Genomic DNA, 19,692 nt, shown 5'->3' on the forward strand with positions numbered 1-19,692 from the left:
CCGTTACAGAGTGGGTGGCCCTGACCGGAGGAAATCTCTTTTCAACTAACGTTCTTATAATAGCGAGCTGTTCATTTGATAGCAACCATCCTTATAATCCGCAGGTTAGCTCTGTCTGGCGACACTTCTGCCGTGATATCCATCGGGACTATGGATGCAAGATTTTAAGTCCTGGCTGAACAAACAGGTGGTGCTGTGTTCAGTGCTCTGGCAGGAGGAAGTCTCTTTTCAACTAACACTGAAAGTGCCGTTGTGACAGGCAATGTAAGAGTAAGCAACGGTGATTTCCTCCAGTGATGGAGAAGCGGATGATTAATCTGTTAATCATCGTTCTCAGGGCAGTAGTTGCCGTTGCAAACGCGCTGATTGCTGTTCTGGAACTGATCCGGGAACTTGTCGACTGATAAGCCTGGAAACGTAACTAAGGGCAGGGAGTTACCGCTTCCTGCCCTTTAACAAAAAGAGATCTCACGTTAAAAATTTGTACCCTTCTTTAACTTCCAGTGCCTGCTCCTTTGACTCAAACATCAGTCTTGTTTTCCCGGGAACACCCCATGAAATGTATTCAACATCTATCCACCATTTTCCATATTCTTCATATGGCTCGGATATTACTTTTTTGACAAAGGCGTCTACCAGATTCATTGTTTTTTCCTTTTTGTGTTGAAAATAATTAATGCCAGAGCACAGCGAAAATAATGAATGCGCTGGCTGTGATAATTGCGATTTTCTCCCATATGATATTTTTCTCATGGGGGTTTCTACGGAGATTATTTCTTCGCATTGAGATACCGGTATTCATGTTTTATCTTGGATTTTTGTTTTGTTGTCTGTCTGTCTGGCAGGCTGTTCTGCGCCCGTTTGTGACAAGGTTAGCTTATGGGGTTAAATGGTCACGGACATCATGCGGACGGTTCCCTGTCACATGCCATCTGGTTTTTTCATTCAAATTGAGAGATATTGCTAAGTTGAGTCGCTTGCGATAGTGGACTCCTGTTTGTAAGTGAGTGCCATTGTTTATTTCATGAAGAGGATTGATTATGAGCATGCCTCCTGCGATAGCTAATACTTTCTTGTTTGAAATGATGAAGAGTAAATCAAAAGACGTTACACTTGCTGCGATCTATGCATTAGGTGAAGGCCGGTGTCAGGCGGAGAACATTACTCGTGAATTACATAGATTGAGTCAAAGTGATGATATGGAAATAAAAATTGCTGCGATTAAAGCACTTGGTCGAATTTATCGGTAACGGCATAAGTTATCTGTTGTAATGAACAAAAGCCGGCTCATTTGAACCGGCTGTTATGGAGGGAGCTTATCTTAAAATACTTCGGCTACAGGCATGCCTGCAATCTGCTCCCACTCCTTACGCTTCTCCTGAATTAGGCGAGGAAAGTCGACAGGGTAATCATATCCTCTTTCTGCCATTGCATGCATTGTATCCGCCATCATTTTGGGATGGATGCATCCTGACGGAATTGAGACCATTGGTATATTTATGTATTTTGTATAAATCTCTAGTGTCTTGGCGTCGGTCACAGTGCGTGTGAAGTTGTCAATGTCAAAGCCGATAATATCCATTATATTTCCAGGGTAAGCACGAGCATACAGCATAGTGCCTTTTTTGGTATCCACGCCAAAATAGACGCCCTGAGTAAAAGACAGTCCCTCATATTCTTTGTCAGGTGAATAAAAACCGGTGTTTTTTATCTCCGCGACAATTTTTTTTATTTTGTCTTTTCTTGAGCTTGCTCGGGAATACATCAATATTGCAGGGGCAATTAGTAAAAACAGACAGACGCAAGTATAAATATAATCTTCTTGCGTCACATATCTTGAAGATGTAATGGAGAGCACTCCGAAAAGAATAAAAATGGATAACACTGGTATGCTTATGAAATATATAAATCTAAGGGCGTAATATAATGTCCACCAAGCAGGATATCTATTGATTGTTTTTACCATTTGCATAATAAACCCTCCATAAACACTCATCGATATTTTAATGCGATTGAGTGTTTATGGCAAGGTTGTTTTATTAAAATTATCCTTTTATTCCATCTTTATTATCATCCTTTGTGACATTTTTTAGTCTGTCCTCTCTAACTCCAGGGCTGTGTCTAATATTTCTATTAGAACCTGCAAAAATATCTTTTACTGATGAGGTGAGGTTGCCAAGAGTATTTACACCATCTCTACCACCCAAGAAATTGATAACATGGTCAGGAAGATATGCTTGTAAAGCAAATATTGCAGCTACAGACGTTGTACACATACGGGCGTAAATTAGCAGGAACCCGGCAAGGCTGAATATCCCTGTTAATGATTTTACCTGTACGTTAACTAGTGCTGCGCCAAACAGTGAGTTTAATATTGTGCCGACGGCAATGATGGCGACAGAGGCAAAAAAGAAACCGAATACCATGAGAGGTGGTCTTATCATGCTGTCAATTAAGTATATATATCCGTAAGCTGCTCGACTTCCTCTGTCCTCTGATGTTCCTAGATGTGTTGCTGCCCACAGAGGCCCGGCGGTGCATCCTATTAATACGCTTACTATCCAGTTCCCAATGCCTGTCATCCAGAAAATGAATGGTATAAATGGTAGGTAAATTGATAAGGAAAAACCCGCACAAAACAACAGGAACAACAAGAAATATATTGGGGGAGCTGCAGCATCCAGCAGAGCAACAAATCCTTTAGGTAATCCAGAGAACAAATTAACAGCCTTTCCGAAAATAGAGTTATCACCCATTGTCGCGAGAACTCTGACAGTTGTATATCCTGTCCAGAGAATTTCTGTTGTACCCAATGTATAATCGCCGATGTTTTTCATCTTAATTAATGGGTTAACTTGGTTGCTGGTTGTTCCTGTTCCTGACCATTCAGTAGCAGCTTGGTTTGTCCATTTTAATATGGTTGGCGCTATACTTTTCATGACCACACTTTGTGGGTCTGTGCTATTAGCTGCATTACTTTCATCTTGAGTTGTTATCGTTCCTATCGTTGGAGTATATGTGGAGTTCTGTAATTGAGTCTTGTATGCCCCCATAACAGCACTAAATAAATCAGTATCGCCAACTTCCCCAAGTGATGACATTGAAGTTACAGCTGGAGCTCTGTCAGCCAGCTCTGCCAGACGCTGGTTAGCAGTGGCAAAGGTCTGATACCACGCGCCAAGCGTCACCCATCCATAGGTTGTGAGATAAGACTTGAGAGCTTCTTTCCTGGATTGTTCTCCGTTATCAATAGGTAGCGATTTTTGTACAGCGCGTTCATACTCGTCGGCTGCTCTCTGAATCCGTGTCTCGATATCCGGCAATGTTCCGTTGCCAGAATTTCTTTTTTCCAGAAATGTTGTCACAAACTCACTGGCAGCGTTGTCCATGTCGCTAATCATATTATCCATGGCTGCACGTTGTGCTGAGATAACACCGCTGTATTCGTTTTTACTGAAGGGATTAAAGAATTTTCCAATCGTCGATTGATCTGTAGTTCCGTTTCCTTCTACTGACAGGCTGGCTGAACCACAGATACCGCTGCCATTGGATACCGTGACAGTGTAATTACCACTGGCGGTTTTAGCTGATTCTGTCATCAGTGAAGTCGAGGATTTGACCGTCTGATTAAAATCATTTAGTCCTGCGTTAACCGCATACTTACACAGTTCCATTTCAAAAATGCCACGCGCTGCTGTTCGTGTGGATGCCTGAACTGGCTGTACAGTCATTGAATAACCATTTGCGATATTATCAGCGGCAAGTTGCACCATCACATTGGCGGACCCAACCCCCATTATCGATGCGCCCCATAACATAATGAGCTGAGCGATACTCCAGCCATTTCCGGTTGGAACGATCATCAGAAAACCTGCAACGACACTCAGTGTGCCGACGATATCGCGTCCGGTGCTGAATACCTGTCCCTGATGCCCCGAACGCACAACATGACGGATACCAATGAACATAAACCAGACAACGGCAAGTACGGCGATGATACTGTTGAACGCCCCGAACATGCTTCCGATCAGAGTGGGGGCGCTGGTTGACAGTGGATTGGTGACTACATCACCGAATATCGTGACCAGCGCCTGACGGGACAGATCGTCAGGATTGGTTGCGGCAGACACAATATCCTGATAGGTCACTGAAGCCATTGCCGGCAGTGAGGATATAGCAAGGCCTGCACAGAGTGCGCGAAGTAAAATTTTCACAGTAACTCCGGAATAGAATTGCGTATGGGCAAAGGCCACACAGGATTTAATTAAGGGGGATGGCGACATGCCAGTGGTACTGGCATCTGGACGTGATCAGTATTGTTTACTGGTTACGGCAATTAATGTGGCATTGCGCCAGCCATTGCGGTCGTTCAGAAAATCACGGAAAGTCCCCTGCTCGGGTTCGCTGACTTTTCGTTCATGCAACTGCCAGAGGCGGTATGTAACAATCAGTGCTCTGGAAGCACAAAGAGCGACGCCTGACAGTATCAACACAAGAGTGCTGATGGCGCGTACCAGAGTCGTAAGAGGTAATGAAGAGGCGGCAAAGAGCATACCACTGAGAAACAAAGCGATGGCCAGCAGACTCCAGCAACAGAATCGCCATACTGTTCTGCGCCGGCGGAAACGACGATCCAGATCGTCTACTGACATATGGCTGGCCTGCAGAGCTTCTTCCCACGTGAGGTGGAGTTGCGCCTTTTTATTATTTACCTGACGAAATCTGTCCAGCCTGCGTTTTTGTTGTTCCAGCATATGCTGTACAGAATTCGTTATCAGGCGAGTCTCCATCAGAGGAACAAAAATGTTAATAATCCCCCGGGTGGCTATGCGGGTTATGGATGGTGATTTTTTGACGTTTTTCGTCTGGTCTGAATTTTCCGGTAACTTATTCATTTTTTCAGTCCTGTTCTGACGTCAGCTTTCAACGTGCGTTTGCCTGATTGATTGTTTTCTCAAGGCTACCGAGTTGTTTTTCATAATACTGGCGGGCAGTCAGAGCCAGTTGCTGGCCAGAGATAACATTACCCTGGCGGATCTGTTCTTTCAGATCGTTCAGCTGCCAGTTCATTTGCGCAGTGATTCTTACCAGTTCACGGAGCAGGTTATCCCCCTGCATTTCCTGTAAATCCACCAGGTATGCTGTGTTGGCGTAGCGCCGGCCAGCCTCAAAAGCTTCAAACTCACGGGTACTCATATATCCCCGTGCTTTTGCTTCTGGTGAAGCCACCTGGTCGAAGTAAGCGGCCGCTGAGTCTGACTGCAGTGTTTCAGCCAGTGCTTTACGTGTGCTTTCATTAGGCGTGCTGTCAGCAATCAACGTCAGTTGGGGATTCGACGCAGAATCAATGATGCCGTTGTATTCGTTCTGGAGTCCGACGTAGGTTCGCCCACTCTGGGTATTCACTTCTCCTTTACCCAGAGCACGACCGGCAGAGGGGCGGGAAGTGTTTTTCATGTAAGCAGTCGCTGCATCTATTTGCTTCTGATCCCATGTCAGTGCCGCAGGTGTGTCCGCTGTACCTGCGCCGTGGTAAATCGAGCGTACCTGACTGTCTCCACCTGGTATTTCGCCCACAGAAGGACAAACGGCGGTTCCTCCAAAACGTGCATATTCTGCTTCTGTACAGTAACTGGCGTGTATGGCCGCGCCATCATAAGCTTCCCGCACGGGAGAGTTTGCTGCGCTGGCCAGACGGTCGCGGATGCTACGGTTGCTCACACCGCCACCTTTACTGAGTTTTGAGGCTGCGGATGCTGAGGCACTTTTGCTTTCTGTTGCAATCCCTGATGCGGATTCACTGCAGATGGAGTCTGGCACGGTGAAGCTTTTCCGTGCCTCCTCGAGGCGCTGAGTTTCATTACTGAAAATCATCTGCTGACGTGTCGCCTGTCCGTTCTGGGCAATGACACTTGCCAGCTTTTCAGAGTTCTGATTGATAGCGGTACCCGTGGCTGTCTGGGTACTCAGTATGTCACTCAGCACACCTTTGATGGCCTCCATTCTGGGGACGACCTGCTGTTCAACGGGACGGCTGGCGACGACGGTGACTGAATAAGCATGAGCCTGGTATGCCGTTCCATTCAGGATAGCTATAAGGGCTGCGAGTAATGTTTTTCTTTGCATTTTATTGTCTCCTGCTCGGGGTGGAGCACAAGGTCAGGAAGGCTGTCGTATTTTCTGTCTTCAGGTAGTGGGGCCAGTGGGAAACACTGATATCGCCTGGTGATATAACCTTTCCTGTTCCGGTTATCGATGATGCTGAAAGAACGACGTCTGACGCGCCGTAAGGTGGAAGGGTCAGTATCCATTACAGGCCAGTCACCGGCACTCAGTGCCGGCGTTCCGGGAACGGATGGCCATAACCAGGTATCATCGGACATCAGCGAAGCCAGCGGTGAAGGGAGTATCCACTGGATGACATGCTGAACGTCGAATGGTGCTTCATCCGGGACAGAAACCTGCCATATTGCCGTTGTTATCAGCTCATCTGTGCTGGACGGCAACAACAGCCGCATGCCTGTAACCTTTCCCTGTGTTCTGGCATCCGAGGCGTATATCACTCTGGGATTGGGGGCCGGATGTAACCTGAAGACACGTGACGGCAGAGTGAATGAGAAACTGTCACCTTTTACCTCAAGTTTTTTAAGAAATACCTGCCCTCTGGCAGGTCTCCGGCAGCGTGGGGTGATATGAATTGTACACATCAGAGATTGTATCCCTGTTTTCGGATGAGCTCCGAGGCCAGTTCTTCAATAACATTGTCACTGTTATGTTGGCCCGCCCGGTGCTCAATTAATGACGTTGCAGAACCTCTGGGGAAGTTTTCGGCCAGAATCTTACGTGCCCGAACTGAACCTAACTTATTTGTCAGTGTTTTACGCAGGGCACTGTCTTTTGGCGATGAGTTCAGCGCCCATAGCTCCAGTGGACCGACGGTAAATTTGAGTATTCTCGCAAGCGTGCCACTTTTTACCCTGAATACTCCCAGAACAGGAACACCACTACCATCTGGTGCCGGGCCTTCCGGCATTTTCAGGAAGCGTTTCAGCATAAATTCAGGCACGTTGAAGTTATCCCTCAGTACGGGGATATCTTCGGGTTTGTAGCGCAGTAACCAGAGAGTATTTGCTGACTTAAGAACGCTTTCCGGGTAGTCCCTCAGATACTGCGTACTCAGAACCGTGCGGATAGCAAACTTGCGTTGCTCACGCTCCTGGGTATCCAGATTTTCCCAGATGAAGTCAATGCCCCGGGCGTTATGCAGTTCATCATAAACTTTTGTCTTAACCTCCTGATCAAGTTGGTTAATACGTTTAAGAGCGATTTCATGGTATTCCCGTGGAAGCTGCTTTAACACTTCATCCCTGTATTGTGGCAGGGTGAAGTCACCACCGGCGATCTGACCTGCAAGCAGGTACATGATGCCGGTTTTAAGCCTGCCTGCAGGCGTTTTGTCACCGGCAACATTATTCAGATCGACAGCGATGACCCGGGTTTCCGGGTTGATCATAAACCGGGTATACCCGGATATCATGGGGTAGTCGTTATGTCCCTGCTCGAGAGCGCGGCGGATGTAGTCCAGCAGAAGTTCGTTTGAACCATCACGCTGAACAGTACCGAAAACATCCCTGAGACTGGTATGGCCCAGCATCGAGGACACTTCGGGAAGCTGGGGCATTGCCTGATAATGTGCCCGCTGAGCCGCCATGATATACCCGGCATTGTGGAGCATATCCCGGACTTCGAACCAGGTTGATCTGGCCCACCAGGCTGCATCATGTTTTTCATACAGTCCCGAGTCCTGCAGTGCTGAATCCACCAGTTCTTCCGTTGAGGCGCGATAAAGTCGCGGATTATTTTCACCGTACTCTTTAAAAGCCAGCTCGATAAGCAGGTTGATAATTTGTCGGGTGTCTCCGGGGTTACAGGGTTGACCGGTACCGGTATCGACACAGAGAGCACACAGCACAGATGACATGAAATTCTTTTCCGGCGTAATAGGCTTTTTAGCGCCGTACATCACGTCAAAAAGGTTACGGGTGTATTCCGGATCATTGCTCAGAATAATACCGACAGCTTCGTCTTTTCTTTCCGGAGGAAGACTGTCGCGAATAAGCTGAACCAGTCCCTGAGCACTGTATCCCTTATCGATATAGGCAATGAAGGGCAGGTTTTTCTGAGCAGATGATATCTGTATTTCCGACAACGTATTAATCAGAACTGATTTACCCAGTCCCGGATCGCCTGGTGCCAGTTCTGTATGTTTATTTTGTTGGGATGACGCCAGACCAACCTCAAATGCGGAACCGTCTTCTGTATGTAACATAAGATTCCCTTTACCTCGCCAGACAGAGCCTGCCCTGTTAAGCGGGAAAAGCGAGATGGCATGTGACAACGGGGGATACAGGGGAACCGGGCCGGAGCCTCCGGATGCCGCGAGAATGGTATTCACCCAGGCGCGTCGGGGATCGCCAAATGTTGTCGTGGTGCCACATACGCCCCAGCCTTCAATGGCCGATTTCAGAATGGCCTGGTTTCGTGTGCATATTTCACGTGTTTTTCCCCACGTGGAGGCCATGATGCTCATTATGCAGACAGGTTCTTTTTCATCCGTTGCCGCCAGGGTCATAACGGATTCATACATTGGACGAACGGCAGAAATGAAGCTGCTGTAAGTCAGAAGCGTTTTCTTCAGATTAAGAGCCTTCATCCCGCCGGGCATCAGATCCATTCTGATGCGCCAGGGGACTGCGCGGGGGACGGCACGGACCAGTTCGTTAAACGTCTGCAGATTTTGCGGAGGTAAAGTAATCGATACCATTCCGTGCCAGAGTCCGCCCGCCTGAACCAGGTTGCCCTGTGTGGTCACCTGAGTGTTGAATAACTGCAAATGCAATGAAGGAGCATGTAGTACGGATTCATCGTCAGTCCAGCGATATCCCGCTGGCTGGGCATCTTCAGGCAGGTGGGGTTGCCAGTTACGCGGTGTGCTGTGCCGTTCTGTCTGACGACGTATTTCACGCCCGACCTCGTGTATATCCAGTAGCCGGAGAATCAGGCCATCAGATGAATGTCTCAGTGCCTGTTCCACATTATCAAGAAAAGCTTCGTGGCGGATTTTCAGTGCAGATAAGGTCCACTGCCAGGGGGACTGGGCAAAGCGTGCTTTCGGTACCCGTTCAGCCAGTCTTCTGACAAGCTCATCATGGGCGGTGCGATCGCTGTTGCTGATAAGGTCGGGTCCACTCCAGATCGCCAGCCAGCAACGCTCCCGGACCAGCCATGGGGACAGTGTTGTGACTTTCTCATCGACCACATCCTGTAACTGGATACCTGTATTAGCCAGTGAGCGCTTTTGTGGGGCGACCATGTCTTCGATTTCTTCTTTTCCCATGTCAGGATCACGCTCAAAAACGAAGCTGATTTTATGACCGCTGTTTTTATATGCCGTATTCAGGCTGTCACTCATGCTGGTGATCAGCGATTCCAGTGAACCTGGGCCAGTCTGGTCGGATGCTTCATCCATTTCCCTGAAAGCACCGCTGACTTCAAAGACAGAGAGATATTCTCCACGCTTTGTGGCTGCAATATAGGGCGAATTCAGCCATGGGCGACGTTCACGATCCTGTCTGTCCAGACCAATTACAGTACGTAAATCGCAATACTCAACAAAACTGCTTGCGACAGAGAAACGGGATAGCGTGTTCAGACAGTCTTCGATAGTGAAGATTAAACGGTTTATGTTCATAGGTGAGGGAACTCCGGACTTACAGGAGGGAGGTTTGTGCAGTTTGATTTTTTTAATGCCACCCCGCGCTGGAGTGGCATGAAGAAAAATCAATCAACGTATTCTTTTTTGATGAATGAATCTGGTGTCAGAATCAGGGCAATACCGTTCATTTTTTCACGCAGAGGCGAACGACCGGAAGGTGGGTAGCGACGAAAAACGTCAGCGAAATCGGCCGGGCGGAAACTTCGGAATTTATCCTCAACCGCCAGTCTGTTTTGCATCAGTGCAGAGAGCGCTTCCCGTCCTCGCCGGACCCGGAACTTATCATTACTGAAAACTTCCTGTAATGAACGACGGTTAAGGGCCACGACCGTGGATGGATGAAGGTCGGGTAGCCACACCATAACGCCCTGTGCTGCGGCATAACCATTCAGTGAATGCCAGGCGTGGCAGAAAGCACATAAGCTGTAAGGCGGGCCGTCTTCATGAAACAGCTCCTGCTCTTTCTCTGACAACGGCTCTGTACTGGTGATTTCAGCTTTCTGTACATGGCGGAGTGAAAGACGTCTGGCAGACAGACGGGCATGCTCAAGCGCCCGTTCAGCGGCTTTTACTGCCGTGTTGTACTTTTCCTTTTTGCCGGTTGCGACTGGTTCACCACGCCTGATTAACTTAACCAGATGTTCTGTGGCCTTATTAAGACGAACTCGTGTGTTACTGATTGTGTCGGTAAGCTGTCTGAGTGGCCATGAGTCATCCAGTCTGAAACGGTGCCTGACGTTTTGCCGGCAGCAGATACATCGACCGGGCGTTGTTAATTCCGGTTCCGGTAACAGTGCCTCCTGAGTATGAACCACATCAATTTCTGGAAAGGGATACAACCACAAGTCTTTAATGCTGTGTTGCATGAGCAGGCTCCGTACTGGTGTAACATTTCACGGCTTCCAGAATGATGTTTGCGATTTCATCGGAACCGCATTCTGCAAAAATGAATTCCTGATCGTCCCGACTGTCGTGGGCAATCACATTGCCGTTTTCTGTTCGTCGTAACGTTATGTGCTCCGGGCTCCAGGCAGACATATGTGCCTCCTTGTATTGCCGAATAGGAAGGGCACCGGATAAATGCCAGTGCCCTGGACAAGATTAGCCAATGGAAATTGAGGAAATCCCCAACTGTTTCTGGCTGCGACTCATCATTTCAGGTCCGGCGACAAGTACCGCCCCAATGACGATAGATACAATGCAACCAGCCAGTCCCATCCCCCCTTGTTTCCCAACTTTTTTCAGGCCAATCAGGCCCCCGAGAAACAGAATTACGCCGATGAACTGCGCAATAGTCAGTGATGATGACTGTGCTGTTTTGGCACCTTGTTCGACATTGCGAACCATATCGGCAAGATCTCCATCGGCAAGAACGGCTTTGGGCAGCAACATCATGGGAATGAGCAGCAGGAACTTAGTCAGTTTGCTCCGGCATGACATTACAAACAGTTGTGCGTGGATAAATGCGGCGTACAGACGGGCCGCTACGACACGAATACGTGACATAGTTTCTCCTTAAATGGATATATCAGTGGTTTATATGAAGGTGAAAAAAATCAGAAGACGATTCCAATGCTTGCCAGCAGGGCATTGAGGACACGATCGATAAAGACCAGCAGGACGCCGGCAATAAATTTGACGTTTCCCTTACTGACGGATTCACTGGCACTCAGTGCGGTATGTCCATCGAGTCCGGCCTTGCGCCAGATGGATATCCCGTTCATGACAAATCCAACACCGGCCAGCTTGGCCAGCGACAGAACTGCATTTGCTGCGCCAGCAGCAGCGCCAAACGTCTGAGGTTGTACATATGCAATCGGGCCAAATGAGTCAGCCCTGAATCCCATTTGTACGCCTCCGGCGTTAATCATTGCCGGGAGTGATACGAGCATGCAGCTGGTTAACATCCCCGCAATAAATTTTCCTGGAGACATTTTTACCGGACCGGCTGAACGGGCGCGGGCAAACAGGGTAATCATGCTGATCACCCCGATGAATTCTCCCCAGGTAAACAGGAAATCCATTCCGGCACTGAAAATACTGCTGGCAAAGTTCTCAATGGCGGTCAGGGCATCCATGTTCATCAGCGTAACGTCCCTGCACTGGTGATGATGGTCCGGGTAGTCGGATCAATCCGCTGGATCACCACATTGCCCAGCGTCTGACCTTCTCTGACAGCCCAGGTACTACCCTGCCAGCGAATCCAGGCCATACCAGTTTCCATCGACATGATTTTCATTCCGTTAAGTACAGACGACGTTTTTTTCTTTGCTGGATGCGGTGTGGAAGAGGATTCAGTGACGCTTTTCTGTGTCATTATTCCGTTCAGGCGGCTCCGGATATCATCCAGCTGACGGCGTGTTTCCTGTGCGTATTCTTCATCCTTTTTTATAGCTTCGCCCAGCTTGTTAATGCTGTCGTGAAGCATATTCAGTGTTGCCTGAATTTTTTCATCGCGGTTATCCAGCTCTGTTTTTACATCCCGGGCAAGCTGGCTCATATCTTCTCCTGTCCGGACAGTCATAGTCTCAGTGGACTGAACGGAAGGTGATGATTCTTGTGTGGTTTGCCAGGTCTGTACGCCAGCATCCGCATCATTAAACGGAGGCATGCCTGTTTCCGATGGCGCTCTCAGGAACAGATACCATATGGCTGCGAGCAACACGACTGCACATAGCCCCCATGTTGCTACAGATATCCCCCAGACGGAACGTTTCCAGAAGGGGGCGGGTTTCTCTTCGGGTTCACCGAAGCTGCCGGTTTCATCTATTTCTGTTTCAGGTTTCATTATGGTGTCTCCGGTTGTTCATCATACCGACGTTGCATCACAGCTTTTCTTTGCTCCATGGCTGTCTGCATTCGTGCCTGCGAGCGTTGTTCCGCCTGTGATGTACGATTAACTGAAGGGGAAATGCCACTGGAAAGGGAAGATGACCTGGCGTCGTTTGTCATTACCGGGTCAACAAACAGAATTGATACGACTTCATGCTGATACACTTCTACCTGTTTATAGGGCTCACTTTCTGCCTGGCGGGTTAATATCTGACTTCCTCTTTCCGCCATACCACCGGCAATAACGCCCGCAACAGCTTCACCACTGGGCATTCCCACGCGTCCGGTAACCGTGCCATAGTTACCCTGAATAACCTGCGTGTTGGCATCTTTATAAAGTGTGCCAATACTGCCCACACCTCCTAACACTGACGGCAGAATGATATGTTTAAACCAGCGTGTATTCACATTGCTGGCCACGGATGACATCAGGTTGTCTTCCCGTTGAGCATATGCATTGACCTTAAGGTCCATGCCGTTCCAGCTCATCCGGTCGAAATGGATCTCCACGCCGTTACCCACCAGTTTGACTCCCGGACTGAACAGCGTTGCCCCTGCCCAGGGGCCAGCGGGAATGGTTGCGATAACCTTGGATGACGGGTTATCAGAATCCACTGCAGTATCAATATATGCCGGTATACGGGTCAGAGCAGGTATCAGTTGTATCCCTTTTTCTGCTACAGGCGTGGACAGGCTGGCATTCTGTAATGCGAATTGCTGCATACCATTCTGCCCTGTTGTTTCTGCCGGAGATTTATTCCACATAGTCGTTGCTATGGTTGGTGTACTACCGGCAGGATGCTGATCTTTTATTCTTACAATCAGCTTTTGCAGCCGCTCCATACGTTTTTCACTGGCTGCTCGATCCTCCTGTGGTGTGCCGGAAGCCTGGCGATGAGCATAGTTTTCCGGTTTTGCTGCAGGCTGTTGTTGCTTTTCCGGAGTGTCCGGAATATCAAGCCCCTGTGGAAGACTGGCAATGAACGTCTGATTATTGCGGGCTGCAGCTGCGGCCCCTCGTTCATTATCCGCTCTTAACAGTTCACGATAGTGAGGCGTTTCGGTAACGCTGCGCGTTCCGCCGCTTGCTGCACTGTTAATGTTCACGGCTGACTGCATATCGCTGTTACTCCCTGATAGTTTGGAAAACGTGATATAGCCGCCGCCAAATAAGATGATGCTGCCCAGTCCAAGCAGGGCAGCCAGTTTCTTTCCGGATTTACCGGCATCCTGTTCAGCACTCATGATTACTCCAGTTCTGGTGTCACGTGAACGGACTGGCCATTCACAGAGAAAGTCAGTAGTGGGGTGACGGGAAGCTTCCAGAGATGAGTTCCGTCGGCAGAGGACAAGGTCTGTTCAAATTCATCGCGCAACATCGCCCGGGAACGAACCAGAAGGTCATCGCCGTGTTGCCAGATCGTTGTATCCGGGACATTACCTGTGAATTTCAGCCTCTTAACTGAAGGGTCCCGGGGAGGAATACCATCCAGAAATGCCTGTAATGTTGCATCATGCAGGGCGATCTTATCCGTCGGGATGGAGACAACCGGGCTGGTTGGTCCCTGCCGTGGTATTCGCAGATCCAGACGACTGTCCATTTCCTGACTGGATGACGGCGTATCTGTTTCGCCACTGGTTACGTTCAGGATGACCGGTACCGACAGACCTTTCAGGTAGACAGAAATGTTTCCGGATGCCCATGGCCGCAATGGTGTGATTGTCACCATGTTCTCGTTGTACTGCACATCAAAGAGTTTTGGTGCCGCGTTATAAGGAGGATCGGATTGTGGCCATGGTGAACCGTTGATATCGGTAAATGTCACCACGCTCAGGTTGTTCATGGCTGTGCGAACAAGAGGAAGGCTGGCACCGGGGGACAGATTAACTGTCAGAGAGCTGATACGGGGTACAACACTGGTGATGGGCGCATTGATGGCCCGCTCGTTATCCGCCATGAGACTGCGTAGTGAGCGAATCTCATCGGCGGAGAGCTCAGAATCAAGCCTTGCCGCATCCTGTACCAGCGGGCTGGCCTGCCCGGGGGCAGGCAGCTCACCTTTTACCAGTGTAGCCGGAACACCTCCGGTGTTTTGGGAGGCGTTCTGAACGTGATCGCTGGCAGAATTTGTCGTTTGTGGTGTGCGTGCGTTCTGCCATCCTGCGTTATCTGCAGACGTGGCGGCGCTGCACACCAGGAGCAGTGTGCTCAGTAAATAACGTGATTGCATATTACTTATCTCAGGAGTTCGGTCCGGCGTTACGGGAGATCATCTGCCGGATTTCCATACCGGATGGTTTCAGTCTGGGGTCAACACGCTGGATGGTGATTTCGAAAACAAAAGACTGTTCTGGCTTGCTGGTTGTCTGGCCGACCAGACGCATACGGACAGGATACTGGAATGTCCAGAACCATACGCCGTCGGACATTTGTCCCTGTCGTACCAGAACGCCAGCACCTGTCGTGGCGGTCAGATTCATCTTCTCTTTCTTGATCGTCTCCAGAATGTTAGATGCCTGTAATGCATTCACATATCCGACAAAACCTTCGTCAGAAAAACGCGGAGACAGGGAGGAGATCTGTGAACGATAGTGCACAAAATCCAGGTTGAATGCGGTCGCCAGTGCCTGGCTGCCAAAGGCCATTGCATCATTCTGACTCCATGCTGGCTGACTTGTTGGTGCCAGCCTGACCAGACGACCATTGTCTGTAGCGAAATATTCGCGCTCCACATTCGTTGAGTGCCAGTACTGAATGGCGTTACCAGTAATACTGATAAGAAGACATGTGCCCGTACATAAAAGCGCTTTTATCAGCGCAGGGACATTATTTGCCCGCTGTTCTGACTGCTTCATAGCCCTGATTGTGCTCTTCAGTATTTCCGGGTCAGGTGCCGGATGTGATGGCGAGGATGGCTCGGTATTTTCGGTCATAGGTTGTAGTCCTTCCAGGGATCAATATTCCCCGGCAGCTTTTCATTCACCTTGTCCACGACCGCGTCGCAGACCTGGTTTTCCAGCTGCGACAGAATGTCGTCAAGGCTGGGGAACTGGGGGAGGTTTATGCTGATTTTTTTGATTCGTGACAGACAGGACTGCAGGGATGAGGAAACATCGTTTTCACGTTGTGACCATGCATCCGCAGCTGCACGTGCTCGCTCATATCCTGTATTACTGCCGGCCTGTGCCGCGCTACCCGCACGACAGGTTGCAGCACTTGCCGTGGATGAAATCAGGATAAGGCCGAGCACGGCAACCAGAGACTTATGCATGTTCATATGGCTTCCTTACCGGCTCATCGGCCGGGGCTGTGGGAGAGATCCTGATGCAGAGTTTTTTCCTGCCTGTCCTCCGGCTTTTGGTTGTTGGACCACTGCTGCCATGACTGCTCGAAGCCCAGGTTCCGGTACAACGCATCAGGTTGTTTTTCCGGCGTGTAGACAGCAGCAAAAAGCGGTTCTTCCCGGGTTTTCAGATGAAACTGCATAAGCTCCGGTGCGGGGCGATTCGTGCTGTCAGCATCGTGGTTTACCGCTTCACCATAACCTGCAAAGCGTAAACCTTTGTCGGTCAGCGCATTGATAACCAGCTGACTGTTGTCGGCTGATGGGGTGGCCAGTGCCGGATACAATGTGCCGTTCAGCCGGACCACACCCTGCAGATGTTCATCGGCACTCTGGACAAGTAGCAGGTTGAGTTCACGCGTATCCTTATCCACTGATCCCAGAACAGGTGTCAGCTTGTCAGGGGCTGCGCTGGTTATTTCTGTTACCTGATTTGCGTTCTGTGGCGCGGAGACCGGATGTCGGTCTTCACCGATAAACAGATGTGAGCCGACGTTTTCTGGCATACGTAACGCTTTCATCTCTTCGGGCCACCCCTGGCTGATTTGCGCAGCCACTTTCATAAAGGTTTCGACCGGAATCGCCTGAATACGCTGACCTTTATCCGGATTATCATGTGATACCGAGATCCCGTTGGTAACTGACTCCATGGACCACTTATTCCGGAAACGTGCTTTTTGCTCTCCCGGGAGGATGAATTGTTCGCGGTTCTGAAGTGTCAGTGTCACCACGTCACCTTTCTGATGGTTTTTGACCAGACTTTCCAGTTGTTCCCCCCAGTAGAGTTTGCTGCCACTGCGGTTTTTAAGCTCAACAAAGAAACTCTCTCCTTTGCCGGGTGCATATTCAGCACGACCAAAATTGTGCAGTACGGCAGTCACGCTCTCTCCCGGGCGAAGTTTTCCTGGTGGTTCTTCACCTTGTGCCGCATCTGCCGTTTTGCCAGGTTCAGCCGGTGATGATGCAGGGACGGTGCTGACGGTTGATGCTTCAGGGGCTACTGGGGACGCCGGGGATTGTGTGGCTTCTTTTTCCTGAACAGGGTCTGGGACTGCTGGTTGTTCAGGGGTATTCCGGTTAAGTTCCGGTGTTGGCTGATGGGTGACAACTGCATCCTTACTGACAGCCATTTCCTTGCGTAATTTTTCTAGTTCAGCCCGTTGATCTGGCAATTTCATCCGGACATCGATGTTGTGCTCGATAATCAACTGCATTGCTTTTTGCTTAAAGGCATCACTGCCCGTCAGCTCTATGACGCCCCCATAAAATTTGGTGGCCACAGCAAGTGCGGCCAGAACGCTGCGATCGTCATTGCTGGCACCGTTGACCATTTCCAGCCGGTTTACCCGGTCAATGAAGGCAGGTTTGCCATCCAGTTTGTACAGGACGGTTCTGTCTGCTCGTTTTTCCCAGTCAAGCTCTTTAAGAATTTCGTCCATGTTGAGCGATATCGGTGCATCAGAACGTTCCGGGGCGTAGACAATACTGTCAGGTATCGGTGGAGTCGTCGTGGTTTCCGCTGAGGGCGTGGGATCACTGTTCTCATGCGCCTGTGAATCCGTTTTTTTACGCGTAAAAAGGCCACGCGCTTTGTCGAGAAACGATGAAGTATTATCAGAAGGTGATGTGCTCTGAACAGGTTGCTGCGGAGTGGGTTCATCCCGGACAGCCGGTTCTATAGTGGCTGTTGTGGCCTGAAGTTCTGACTCATCTGCCTGAACGTGGCCTGTGTCCGGTTGCGACGGCATATCACTGTTTTCCTGCAGATGCTCAGGATTTTCATTGTTCATCAGCTCCTGATATGCGCTGTAGTCTTCGTATTCTTCAGGGCCATCTGACTCAGGAAGGAACGGCTCTGGCTGAAGGGGAATGTCTTCAGTTACATGGCTGACCGCCTCTTCCCGGGGAGTATCCGGGGATATTCCGGTGCTTTGTTTGTCATCAGGCTCCGTCATCACGGTCATTTCCTCTTTGACTGCATCAGGGGAAGGTGATGGTTCGGTTGATTCATTCATGGTTTCAGATGAGGGGCTGTCTTCAGGGGCGGCGGGGGCAGCAGCAGGGGCCGGTATTTCTGGTGAAGTGCCGGACTCCTGTTGTAACTCGTTTTTTTCCGGTTGTGACAGTTCGGCTTCAAATTCACGCCAGTCTTTATCTGTGGCCACAGAGACAACTTTTTCCGGAGGTTCCGCCGGATGAGCGGGTTCATCAGGGGCAGACGCCGTTGTACTTTCCGGGGATGCCGGTGATTCTGCAGGGGAGTCCTGAACTACAGAGCTTTCCGTTTGCGCCTGAACGTTATCAGGGTGCCGCTCATCTTTGCCGTTATTTTCAGTGGCGTGACTGGTAAATGACAGTGTTTCATCAGCAATGTTACTGCTGGAAGCAACTGGTTGTTCCTGCTGCGTGGCGGACTGCAGAGAAGGTCCCTGGTCATGGCTGTGCCCTGTATCGGGTGATGTTTCAGGATATTCTGTCGGAGTCATGGTTTTTTCCTCAGTGTGGACCGGTGTAAAAACGAGGTTGCCGATCACCAGTGCCTCCCGGATTTCCGGGGTGTTACTGTTGGGGGTGGAAACCCCGATGTGTTCTAACTGGGCGTTGATGACATGCTGAAAAGCGGCCCGTCCCCGGCTTGCGTCCAGGTCATTGAAATCGGTCAGCCCCTGCGCTTTTTCGGCATCGGTGAACGCAGGAAAGATGACCGATCCTCCTGTCAGTTCTGCGGCTTTTGTTGCACTGACGATACCTTTGTTAACCCGGATTGCATGATCGTTGTCGGCACAGAAGATAAAGGGGCTTTGCGTCCACTTTTGCCGGGCATTTTCGGCAACGGCAATCATGTTGCCTCCATCCACCGTCATCAGTACCGGAAGGCCCGTGGATTCGTGCAGGGAGGCGGCAGTGGCATAGCCCTCGGCAAACAGTACCGGCTGACCGTTGCGCGGTGTGCCCAGCGCAAACCAGTTACCGGTTTTCTCCGAATCTATCAGGATGCGGGCATCTTTCCCCCCGGTGACCGGAATACGCTGGTAAGAGCGTATCGCGCCGTTACGGTTACTGAAGGGAATAACCAGTTCATTTTTGTTGTTTACCCGCACCCCCGGTGCAGCCTGAATGCCTTTCCGGGTCAGGTATTCATGTGCTGTGGCCTGCGGCCATTTGTTGATATAGCGGCGGGCATACGCGGCCTGTCGGTTGTACTGTGCTTTCAGTTCCCGCTCCGCGTCCTCCCTGCGTTGCATTGAATGCGCTTTCAGGTGGAGTCTTGCGCGGGGATCTGTCTGTTCTCCGCCGGAGAAGGTCCAGGTGATCGGCGAATCATCCGCGCTGCGATAATCCCTGTACCAGCCGGCAGGTCTGCCGTCCAGGAAGCCGCGATATGCGCCACTTTTTTGTCCTTTTTTGTCATCGGCGGTCGGGACACGGTGGATTTTCCCGTCCATGACCGGCAGTTCTTTCAGAACCAGTCCGGCATTCTCCAGAACCTGGGCAAACTCGGTGACCGGATCACTGCCGTTCATGGAGACGTCCTGTGGCCGGGGCAGCCAGCGGTCCAGCTTGGACAGGTCCGCCCCCGGGCGGGCGAACCAGAGTTTGTGCTCCTTGTCCCAGATGACGGGCGTGTGCCCGTTCATCGGGGGATGTGCTTTTTTGAGATCTTCTATTTCATCTGCAGGCACGGCAAGCCAGGTGCGGTAGCGGGATACAGACGGCATGAGTGCTTCTCCTGAAAAAAGA

Annotated in this window: 19 protein-coding genes; 2 read left to right on the forward strand and 17 right to left on the reverse strand. The window is 50.1% G+C overall.

The window, feature by feature from the left end:
- Nucleotides 1–308: 308 nt before the first annotated feature.
- Nucleotides 309–404 carry a DinQ-like type I toxin DqlB gene (dqlB, locus tag ACJHX7_RS19755; protein ID WP_001303310.1) on the forward strand — a complete coding sequence of 32 codons (96 nt, stop codon included), beginning with the start codon at nucleotides 309–311 and terminating at the stop codon, nucleotides 402–404.
- A 64-nt stretch (nucleotides 405–468) separates the two neighbouring features.
- On the opposite strand, the gene ACJHX7_RS19760 is transcribed toward dqlB, so the two are convergent.
- On the reverse strand, nucleotides 469–645 hold the full coding sequence (locus tag ACJHX7_RS19760; protein WP_001054897.1) for a hypothetical protein: 177 nt from the start codon (nucleotides 643–645) through the stop codon (nucleotides 469–471).
- Between the two features lie 395 nt (nucleotides 646–1,040).
- Between ACJHX7_RS19760 and ACJHX7_RS19765 the strand changes: the two genes are divergently transcribed.
- Complete coding sequence (locus ACJHX7_RS19765; RefSeq protein ID WP_000062603.1) at nucleotides 1,041–1,250, forward strand: HEAT repeat domain-containing protein; 210 nt, start codon at nucleotides 1,041–1,043, stop codon at nucleotides 1,248–1,250.
- Nucleotides 1,251–1,321: 71 nt separating this feature from the next.
- Here ACJHX7_RS19765 and excA read toward each other — a convergent pair whose 3' ends face one another.
- The 16 genes from excA to ACJHX7_RS19845 all read right to left on the reverse strand — a co-directional run bounded on the left by excA (nucleotide 1,322) and on the right by ACJHX7_RS19845 (nucleotide 19,670).
- Nucleotides 1,322–1,972, reverse strand: a complete 651-nt coding sequence (excA, locus tag ACJHX7_RS19770) for a plasmid IncI1-type surface exclusion protein ExcA (RefSeq protein ID WP_001178506.1) — start codon at nucleotides 1,970–1,972, stop codon at nucleotides 1,322–1,324.
- Between the two features lie 73 nt (nucleotides 1,973–2,045).
- Nucleotides 2,046–4,214 (reverse strand): DotA/TraY family protein, encoded by a 2,169-nt coding sequence (locus tag ACJHX7_RS19775; protein ID WP_000698357.1) that lies wholly within the window; start codon nucleotides 4,212–4,214, stop codon nucleotides 2,046–2,048.
- Between the two features lie 96 nt (nucleotides 4,215–4,310).
- Nucleotides 4,311–4,895, reverse strand: a complete 585-nt coding sequence (traX, locus tag ACJHX7_RS19780; RefSeq protein WP_001037987.1) for an IncI1-type conjugal transfer protein TraX — start codon at nucleotides 4,893–4,895, stop codon at nucleotides 4,311–4,313.
- 28 nt (nucleotides 4,896–4,923) lie between these two features.
- A complete protein-coding gene (gene traW, locus ACJHX7_RS19785) occupies nucleotides 4,924–6,126 on the reverse strand; it encodes an IncI1-type conjugal transfer protein TraW (RefSeq protein WP_001189156.1) in 1,203 nt (400 codons plus the stop codon).
- Nucleotides 6,093–6,707, reverse strand: a complete 615-nt coding sequence (gene traV / locus ACJHX7_RS19790; protein WP_000337399.1) for an IncI1-type conjugal transfer protein TraV — start codon at nucleotides 6,705–6,707, stop codon at nucleotides 6,093–6,095. Before traV ends, traW begins: the two co-directional genes overlap by 34 nt.
- The gene (traU, locus tag ACJHX7_RS19795) at nucleotides 6,707–9,751 is read right to left on the reverse strand and encodes an IncI1-type conjugal transfer protein TraU (protein ID WP_282655697.1); all 3,045 of its coding nucleotides are present in this window, start codon (nucleotides 9,749–9,751) and stop codon (nucleotides 6,707–6,709) included. Before traU ends, traV begins: the two co-directional genes overlap by 1 nt.
- An 89-nt stretch (nucleotides 9,752–9,840) precedes the next feature.
- The gene (gene traT, locus ACJHX7_RS19800) at nucleotides 9,841–10,641 is read right to left on the reverse strand and encodes an IncI1-type conjugal transfer protein TraT (RefSeq protein ID WP_001164783.1); all 801 of its coding nucleotides are present in this window, start codon (nucleotides 10,639–10,641) and stop codon (nucleotides 9,841–9,843) included.
- On the reverse strand, nucleotides 10,625–10,813 hold the full coding sequence (gene traS, locus ACJHX7_RS19805; protein ID WP_282655696.1) for a putative conjugal transfer protein TraS: 189 nt from the start codon (nucleotides 10,811–10,813) through the stop codon (nucleotides 10,625–10,627). The genes traT and traS overlap by 17 nt, the downstream gene beginning before the upstream one ends.
- 63 nt (nucleotides 10,814–10,876) lie before the next feature.
- The gene (gene traR, locus ACJHX7_RS19810) at nucleotides 10,877–11,281 is read right to left on the reverse strand and encodes an IncI1-type conjugal transfer protein TraR (protein WP_001422824.1); all 405 of its coding nucleotides are present in this window, start codon (nucleotides 11,279–11,281) and stop codon (nucleotides 10,877–10,879) included.
- A gap of 50 nt (nucleotides 11,282–11,331) precedes the next feature.
- A complete protein-coding gene (gene traQ / locus ACJHX7_RS19815; protein WP_001055569.1) occupies nucleotides 11,332–11,859 on the reverse strand; it encodes a conjugal transfer protein TraQ in 528 nt (175 codons plus the stop codon).
- Complete coding sequence (traP, locus tag ACJHX7_RS19820) at nucleotides 11,859–12,563, reverse strand: IncI1-type conjugal transfer protein TraP (RefSeq protein WP_000801920.1); 705 nt, start codon at nucleotides 12,561–12,563, stop codon at nucleotides 11,859–11,861. Before traP ends, traQ begins: the two co-directional genes overlap by 1 nt.
- Complete coding sequence (gene traO, locus ACJHX7_RS19825) at nucleotides 12,563–13,852, reverse strand: conjugal transfer protein TraO (protein ID WP_282655695.1); 1,290 nt, start codon at nucleotides 13,850–13,852, stop codon at nucleotides 12,563–12,565. Before traO ends, traP begins: the two co-directional genes overlap by 1 nt.
- Nucleotides 13,853–13,854: 2 nt before the next feature.
- Nucleotides 13,855–14,838 (reverse strand): IncI1-type conjugal transfer protein TraN, encoded by a 984-nt coding sequence (gene traN / locus ACJHX7_RS19830; RefSeq protein ID WP_001191879.1) that lies wholly within the window; start codon nucleotides 14,836–14,838, stop codon nucleotides 13,855–13,857.
- 10 nt (nucleotides 14,839–14,848) lie between these two features.
- On the reverse strand, nucleotides 14,849–15,541 hold the full coding sequence (locus ACJHX7_RS19835) for a DotI/IcmL family type IV secretion protein (RefSeq protein ID WP_000138552.1): 693 nt from the start codon (nucleotides 15,539–15,541) through the stop codon (nucleotides 14,849–14,851).
- The gene (locus ACJHX7_RS19840; RefSeq protein WP_001055900.1) at nucleotides 15,538–15,885 is read right to left on the reverse strand and encodes a conjugal transfer protein; all 348 of its coding nucleotides are present in this window, start codon (nucleotides 15,883–15,885) and stop codon (nucleotides 15,538–15,540) included. Before ACJHX7_RS19840 ends, ACJHX7_RS19835 begins: the two co-directional genes overlap by 4 nt.
- Nucleotides 15,886–15,902: 17 nt before the next feature.
- Nucleotides 15,903–19,670 (reverse strand): LPD7 domain-containing protein, encoded by a 3,768-nt coding sequence (locus ACJHX7_RS19845; protein WP_282655694.1) that lies wholly within the window; start codon nucleotides 19,668–19,670, stop codon nucleotides 15,903–15,905.
- Nucleotides 19,671–19,692 lie beyond the last annotated feature (22 nt).

The organism is Escherichia sp. WS1451 (assembly GCF_046487365.1).
Classification (GTDB): Bacteria; Pseudomonadota; Gammaproteobacteria; order Enterobacterales; family Enterobacteriaceae; genus Escherichia; species Escherichia coli.